A 6422-nucleotide genomic window follows, 5' to 3' on the forward strand; every position below is an offset into this window, starting at 1 on the left:
CGCGGCGGCGGGCACGCCCGAAAAAGTCATACCCAGTGAGTGGGTAGGGATAATTTCTCGGCTACGCTGAGGGCCATGCTGAGGATCAACCGGGAGATCCGCGACCGGATCGTCGCCCACGCCCGCCGCGACCACCCCGACGAGGCGTGCGGCATCGTGGCCGGCCCCATCGGCTCCGACCGGCCCGAGCGCATGGTCGAGATGGCCAACGCCGAGCGCTCGCCGACCTTCTACCGCTTCGATTCCAAGGAGCAGCTGCGGGTCTGGCGGGAGATGGACGACCGGGACGAGGAGCCCGTGGTCATCTACCACTCGCACACCGCGACCGAGGCCTACCCCTCCCGGACCGACGTCTCCTACGCCTCCGAGCCCGGCGCGCACTACGTGCTGGTCTCCACCCGCGACGCGGAGACCGCCGAGTTCCGCTCCTACCGGATCGTCGACGGCGAGGTCACCGAAGAGCCCGTGGAAGTCGTGGAATTCACCGGCGAACCCGCCCGTTGACACCGATCAGCACAGCCGACGACGAATCTGGAGACACCATGGCCACCGAGGTCCGCATCCCCACCATCATGCGCAACCTGACCGACGGCGCCAAGGCCGTCGAGGCCAGCGGCGCCACCCTCGCCGAGCTCATCGACGACCTGGACCGGCGCCACCCCGGCCTCGGCGAGAAGCTGGTGGACGGCGGCAAGCTGCGGCGCTTCGTCAACGTCTACCTCAACGACGAGGACGTCCGCTTCCTCGGCGGGATCGAGGCGCAGGTCGCCGACGGCGACACCGTCACCGTCCTCCCGGCCGTCGCCGGGGGCATGCGCTAGCCGCCATGCGCCACGACTCGCTCCTCGACTCCCTGGGCGGCACGCCCCTCGTCGGCCTGCCCGCCCTCTCGCCCGCCCCCGACGTGCGCCTCTGGGCCAAACTGGAGGACCGCAACCCCACCGGCTCCATCAAGGACCGGGCGGCCTTCTCCATGGTCCAGCAGGCCGAGAAGGACGGGCTGCTCGCGCCGGGCTGCACCATCCTGGAGCCCACCTCGGGCAACACCGGCATCTCCCTGGCCATGGTGGCCCGCCTGCGCGGCTACCGCATGGTCTGCGTCATGCCGGAGAACACCTCCGCCGAGCGCCGCCAGCTCCTGCGGATGTGGGGCGCCGAGGTGCACTCCTCCCCGGCCGAGGGCGGCTCCAACGAGGCCGTCCGGGTGGCCAAGGAGATGGCCGCGGAGCACCCCGACTGGGTGATGCTCTACCAGTACGGCAACCCCGCCAACGCCCGCGCGCACTACGAGACCACCGGTCCCGAACTGCTCGCGGACCTGCCGGAGATCACCCACTTCGTGGCGGGGCTGGGCACCACCGGCACCCTCATGGGGGTGGGGCGCTACCTGCGCGAGCACCGGCCCGGCGTGAAGATCGTCGCCGCCGAGCCGCGCTACGGCGAGCTGGTCTACGGGCTGCGCAACCTCGACGAGGGGTTCGTGCCCGAGCTCTACGACGCCGACGTGCTCACCACCCGCTTCTCCGTGCCCTCGGACGCGGCCCTGCGCCGCACCCGGGACCTGCTGGAGAAGGAGGGCATCTTCGCCGGGATCTCCACCGGAGGGGCCCTGCACGCCGCCCTGGCCATGGCCGCCAAGGCGGCCAAGGCCGGCGAGCGCGCCGATATCGCCCTGGTCATCGCCGACGGCGGGTGGAAGTACCTGTCCACCGGCGCCTACGAGGGCACCCTGGCCGAAGCCGAGGAGCGCCTGGAGGGCCAGCTCTGGGCGTAGTACCCCCGTAGTGCCGCCGTAGTACCGCCACCCCGGGTGGCGCGTTCCGAACGCTGTTCGGTTCAATGGGCGCATGTCCCGCTTCGACCGCGCCACCCGGGTCCGCGCCGACGGCGACGGCCGGTGCACCGCCGACCTCGACCCCGGCTACCTGATCGGCACCGCCATGAACGGCGGCTACCTCATGGCCGTCCTCCAGCGCGCCGCCCTGGCGAGCGCCCCCGGCCACCCCCACCCGGTCTCCTCCGCCTACCACTTCCTGCGCCCGGCCGGCCCCGGACCCGCGCGGATCCGCACCGAGGTGCTCAAGACCGGGCGCACCGTCACCACCCTGCGCGCCACCCTCTCCCAGGACGGCCGCGACCTCGTCACCGGCCACATCTCCGCCGGGCGCCTCGACCCCCGCGCCGCACCCGACTACACCGCCGCCGCCCCCGACCTGCCCCCGCCCGAGGCCTGCCGCAGGCTGGACCCCCGCCGCAGCGCCACCGGGGAGGAGGGCTTCAGCGGCCGAATCGAGCAGTACTTCACCCCGCGCACCTGGGAACGGCTCGCCCGCCGCACCGAGGCCCCCGAACCCGAGCTCGCCGGACACCTGCGCGCCGCCCCCGGCGACGGAGAACCCGCCGACCCCGCCGGATTCCTCGCCCTGGCCGTCGACGCGCTGCCGCCGGTCGTCAGCGTCGTCCGCCCCTGGCGGTGGGCCCCCACCGTCGAGCTGACCTGGCACATGCGCGCCGTCCCCGAGCCCGGGCCGCTCGCCTTCCGCGCCGAGGGCCGCAGCGCCGCCGACGGCTGGTTCGACGAGAGCGTGGAGTTGTGGGATGTGAAGGGGCGGCTCGTCGCCCAGGCGCGGCAACTCGCCCGATCCGGGCTCTGACCCGGCTTGATAGCCTTGACCAGGAAAAACGTGGAGTGTTCGGTTCTGGTACCCGGTCACATGTGATTCAGGCCGCGTGAGACGCGGGCCACATTCGGTACCACCGCAGCGGTCATTGGGGTAGACCCGTAACACGGAGAACATGGAGACGCCCGGCTCGGCGCCGCCGCGCTGGTCTCCGCGGAGGCATTCCACCCGAAAAGGCAAAAGCGACGTGCGACTCACCATCATCGGCTCCTCGGGGAGCTTCCCCGGCCCGGCCAGCCCCGCCTCGTGCTACCTCGTCGAGGCCGGCGGCTTCCGCCTGCTCCTCGACCTCGGCAACGGCGCCCTCGGAGCGCTCCAGAAGTACACCGACATCTACGGGATCGACGCGGTCTACCTCAGCCACCTGCACGCCGACCACTGCTTCGACCTGTGCTCCTACTGGGTCGCGCGCACCTACCCGCAGGGTGGGCCCAAGCCCCGCATCCCCGTCTACGGACCGCCCGGCGTCGCCGCCCGCATGGCCGAGGCCTACGGGCTCGACCCCGACCCCGGCATGCGCGAGACCTTCGACTTCGTCGAACTCGCCCCCGGCGAGGTGAACATCGGCCCCATCAGCGCCACCGTCGGCCGGGTGAACCACCCCGTCGACGCCTTCGGCATCCGCCTGGAGCACGAAGGGTCCACCCTCGCCTACAGCGGCGACACCGCCACCTGCGACGAGCTCACCCGCCTGGCCCTGGACACCGACCTGTTCCTGTGCGAGGCCTCGTTCCACGACCACCACGACAACCCGCACGGGGTGCACCTCACCGGGGCCGAGGCCGGGGCCCACGCCGACCTGGCCGGGGCGCGCCGCCTCGTCCTGACCCACCTGGTGCCCTGGAACGACGACGCCATCACCCTGCGGGAGGCCCGCAGCGCCTACAGCGGGCCGGTGGAGCTCGCCCGCCCGGGCGCCGTCTACCGGATCGGGGTCGAGGCCGAGGCCCTCGACGCCGTCGGGAGCTGACGAGGACGAGGACGAGGAGGCCGGGGGAGGGGCTAGGGAAGCAGTCCCTCCGCGGCGGCGGTCGCCGCCTCCACGGCCGCGCCGCCCTCCTCCTCCCACATGTCGCTGTTGGCCTGCACCGTCACCAGCAGGCCCGGCAGGTGCAGCCGCACCCGCGAGAACCGCTCCCCGGACCGCCACTCCGCGAACCCGCCCAGCCCGGTCAGCTCGGACGTGGTGAAGTAGGCGCGGGACCCCTCCGCGACCGCGTCGCGCACCCGGGGCGGGAGCGTGCCCGGCGTCTCCACCAGGCTGCCCTCCGATGCCAGCGACACCAGCACCACCTCGCTGCCGTCGCCCCGGTCGAACCCCGCCCACGAGCACTCCAGCGCGGTCGCCCCGCGCACCTGGGTGAACTGGGCGTCCTCGGGCGCCATCGCCGCGAACGCCTCCGCGTCCTCCGGCAGCCCCGCCGCCTCGCAGGTGTCGGGCACCTCCACCGGCTCCGGCCCGTCCGGGGCCTCCGCCTCGTCGGCCGCGCCCGGACCATCGGACGGGGCGCCGGACGGGGCCAGGGCCCGTCCACCGAACGACTCCCAGGCCGGGGGCGCCTCCGGCGACCCCGGCGGCGACCCGTCGGGGGAACCGGACGACGGGGACGGCTCCCCGGCCGCGCACCCCGTCGCCAGGGTCACCGCCGCCATCGCCGCGGCCGCGGCGGCCGGTGCGCCCGGGAACCCTCGGGGAAGCGCGAACATGGCCCCAATGGTGCCAGAGATCCGCGCGACCGGACCGCGGCCACCGATAGTCTGCGAAGCATGGCTCGACCCGACGGACGCGCTCCGAACCAACTTCGCCCCGTGAACATCACCCGCAACTGGCTCCGCCACGCGGAGGGCTCCGCGCTCATCGAGTTCGGGGACACCCGCGTCCTGTGCGCGGCCACCGTGGAGGAAGGCGTTCCGCGCTGGCGCCGCGGCACCGGCGAGGGCTGGGTGACCGCCGAATACGCGATGCTTCCCCGCTCCACCGACACCCGCGGCGCCCGCGAGTCGGTCAAGGGCAAGATCGGCGGCCGCACCCACGAGATCTCCCGCCTGGTCGGCCGCTCGCTGCGCGCGGTCATCGACTTCAAGGCGATGGGGGAGAACACCATCACCCTGGACTGCGACGTGCTCCAGGCCGACGGCGGCACCCGCACCGCGGCCATCACCGGCGCCTACGTCGCCCTCGCCGACGCGGTCAAGTTCCTGCGCAAGAAGCGCAACCTGAAGAACAACCCGCTGGCCGGGTCCGTGGCCGCCGTCAGCGTCGGCATGGTGCAGGGCCAGGCCCGCCTGGACCTGAACTACCTGGAGGACTCGGTCGCCCAGACCGACATGAACGTCGTCGTCACCGGCGACGGGAACTTCGTCGAGGTGCAGGGCACCGCCGAGGGCGCCCCCTTCGACCGGTCCGAGCTGGACACCCTGCTGGACCTGGCCGTCGGCGGCTGCGCCGAGCTCACCGAGCTGCAGAAGAAGGCGCTGGCGGGGTGAGCGCGCGCCTGAAACTGGTGCTGGCCACCAGGAACGCCAAGAAGGTGCCCGAGATGCAGGCCGTGCTGGCCGGCGCCGGGGTCGAGGCCGACGTGGTCGGGCTCGACGCCTACCCGGAGGCGCCCGAGGTGGCCGAGACCGAGCCCACCTTCACCGGCAACGCTCTGCTCAAGGCGAGGGCGGTCGCCATGCACACCGGGCTCCCGGCGGTCGCCGACGACTCCGGGCTGCGGGTGGACGCCCTCAACGGGATGCCCGGGGTGCTGTCCGCGCGCTGGTCGGGCCGGTTCGGCGACGCCGCCGGCGACAAGGACCTGGCCAACCTGCACCTGGTGCTCGACCAGCTCGCCGACACCCCCGACGGGCGCCGCGGGGCGGAGTTCGTCGCCGCGGCCGCGCTCGTCGTGCCCGGGGGAGTGGAGACCGCGGTCGAGGGCGTCATGCGGGGGAGCATCATCCGCGAGCGGCGCGGGGGCAACGGGTTCGGCTACGACCCGGTGTTCGTGCCCGAGGGGGAGACCCGCACCACCGCGGAGATGGAGCCCGAGGAGAAGAACGCCATCAGCCACCGGGGCAAGGCCTTCCGCGCGCTCGCGGAGGAGATCCGGGACCTGGCCTGAGGGGCACGGTGTGAGTGCGGCGTGAGCACGGCGTGAGTAGCGGGAGGGCCGTCCCGCCCGCTGAGCGGGCGGGACGGCCCTTTTCGTGTAGGGGGCTAGGGGACGTGGTTCAGTGGGGCATGTGACGGGGCGCACGGCGTGTCCTGTGCGGAATGGTGCCGGGGTCCGGTAGCGTTACTGGGGTCGCCGGATGGGACACCTCCTCTAGGGAGCGTCCGATCTATCCGGCGCACGTCCTCTGGAAAACCGTTCGAGGCACCGCCCTCGGGTGTGTATGCTGGAGGACATCGCGGTTCACCGAGACCCGAACATCCACACGGCCCTAGGGGCTGACGGGGTGGGCGGTCGGGGCCGCACCTCACCGAAGACACTCCGTCCGCTTGAGCGGGCATCTCCACTGTGCGGACCTCGTTCCCGTCCATCGCGCTTTTGGCGCAGGGGCGGAGGAGGACCGGTGGAGGGGGAGCGTCCCAGGGAAATGCGAAAGCCGCCGATTTGGCGGGAATGAGCGGCCCTGATAAAGTGAGGGCACAACAAAGCGGAAAGCCGCCTCTAGCGGAAAAGCGGCCGGGCCGGGAACGGATCCGGGGCTTGTACGGGATGAGCGGTTGCTTCTTGAGAACTCAACAGCGCG

General features: G+C 72.7%; 8 protein-coding genes. 7 read left to right on the plus strand and 1 reads right to left on the minus strand.

Annotated features, from left to right (window positions below; genetic code table 11):
* The first annotated feature begins 75 nt into the window (after positions 1-75).
* The 5 genes from O4U47_RS08435 to O4U47_RS08455 all read left to right on the plus strand — a co-directional run bounded on the left by O4U47_RS08435 (position 76) and on the right by O4U47_RS08455 (position 3651).
* On the plus strand, positions 76-504 hold the full coding sequence (locus O4U47_RS08435; RefSeq protein ID WP_270677089.1) for a M67 family metallopeptidase: 429 nt from the start codon (positions 76-78) through the stop codon (positions 502-504).
* A 38-nt stretch (positions 505-542) separates the two neighbouring features.
* A complete protein-coding gene (locus O4U47_RS08440) occupies positions 543-821 on the plus strand; it encodes a MoaD/ThiS family protein (RefSeq protein WP_270677090.1) in 279 nt (92 codons plus the stop codon).
* A gap of 5 nt (positions 822-826) precedes the next feature.
* Positions 827-1774: a PLP-dependent cysteine synthase family protein gene (locus tag O4U47_RS08445; protein ID WP_270677092.1), complete on the plus strand. Its 948-nt coding sequence runs from the start codon at positions 827-829 to the stop codon at positions 1772-1774.
* Positions 1775-1847: 73 nt separating this feature from the next.
* Positions 1848-2654 carry a thioesterase family protein gene (locus tag O4U47_RS08450; RefSeq protein ID WP_270677093.1) on the plus strand — a complete coding sequence of 269 codons (807 nt, stop codon included), beginning with the start codon at positions 1848-1850 and terminating at the stop codon, positions 2652-2654.
* A gap of 214 nt (positions 2655-2868) precedes the next feature.
* Positions 2869-3651 (plus strand): MBL fold metallo-hydrolase, encoded by a 783-nt coding sequence (locus O4U47_RS08455; RefSeq protein ID WP_270677094.1) that lies wholly within the window; start codon positions 2869-2871, stop codon positions 3649-3651.
* A 32-nt stretch (positions 3652-3683) separates the two neighbouring features.
* Here O4U47_RS08455 and O4U47_RS08460 read toward each other — a convergent pair whose 3' ends face one another.
* Positions 3684-4388, minus strand: coding sequence for a hypothetical protein (locus tag O4U47_RS08460; RefSeq protein ID WP_270677096.1), 705 nt, complete (start codon positions 4386-4388; stop codon positions 3684-3686).
* 102 nt (positions 4389-4490) lie between these two features.
* On the opposite strand from O4U47_RS08460, the gene rph reads away from it, so the two are divergent.
* A complete protein-coding gene (rph, locus tag O4U47_RS08465; RefSeq protein ID WP_408638948.1) occupies positions 4491-5168 on the plus strand; it encodes a ribonuclease PH in 678 nt (225 codons plus the stop codon).
* Positions 5169-5176: 8 nt separating this feature from the next.
* Complete coding sequence (gene rdgB / locus O4U47_RS08470) at positions 5177-5788, plus strand: RdgB/HAM1 family non-canonical purine NTP pyrophosphatase (RefSeq protein ID WP_270677102.1); 612 nt, start codon at positions 5177-5179, stop codon at positions 5786-5788.
* The last annotated feature ends 634 nt before the right edge of the window (positions 5789-6422 follow it).

The sequence above is a fragment of the Nocardiopsis suaedae genome (assembly GCF_027706745.1).
In the GTDB taxonomy this organism is placed as follows: Bacteria; Actinomycetota; Actinomycetes; order Streptosporangiales; family Streptosporangiaceae; genus Nocardiopsis_A; species Nocardiopsis_A suaedae.

What these genes read in the sequence shown, in the direction of transcription:
- O4U47_RS08435 (WP_270677089.1), top strand. Translation starts at nt 76, where the DNA reads ATGCTGAGGATCAACCGGGAGATCCGCGACCGGATCGTCGCCCACGCC.
- O4U47_RS08440 (WP_270677090.1), top strand. Translation starts at nt 543, where the DNA reads ATGGCCACCGAGGTCCGCATCCCCACCATCATGCGCAACCTGACCGAC.
- O4U47_RS08445 (WP_270677092.1), top strand. Translation starts at nt 827, where the DNA reads ATGCGCCACGACTCGCTCCTCGACTCCCTGGGCGGCACGCCCCTCGTC.
- O4U47_RS08460 (WP_270677096.1), bottom strand. Translation starts at nt 4,388, where the DNA reads ATGTTCGCGCTTCCCCGAGGGTTCCCGGGCGCACCGGCCGCCGCGGCC.
- O4U47_RS08450 (WP_270677093.1), top strand. Translation starts at nt 1,848, where the DNA reads ATGTCCCGCTTCGACCGCGCCACCCGGGTCCGCGCCGACGGCGACGGC.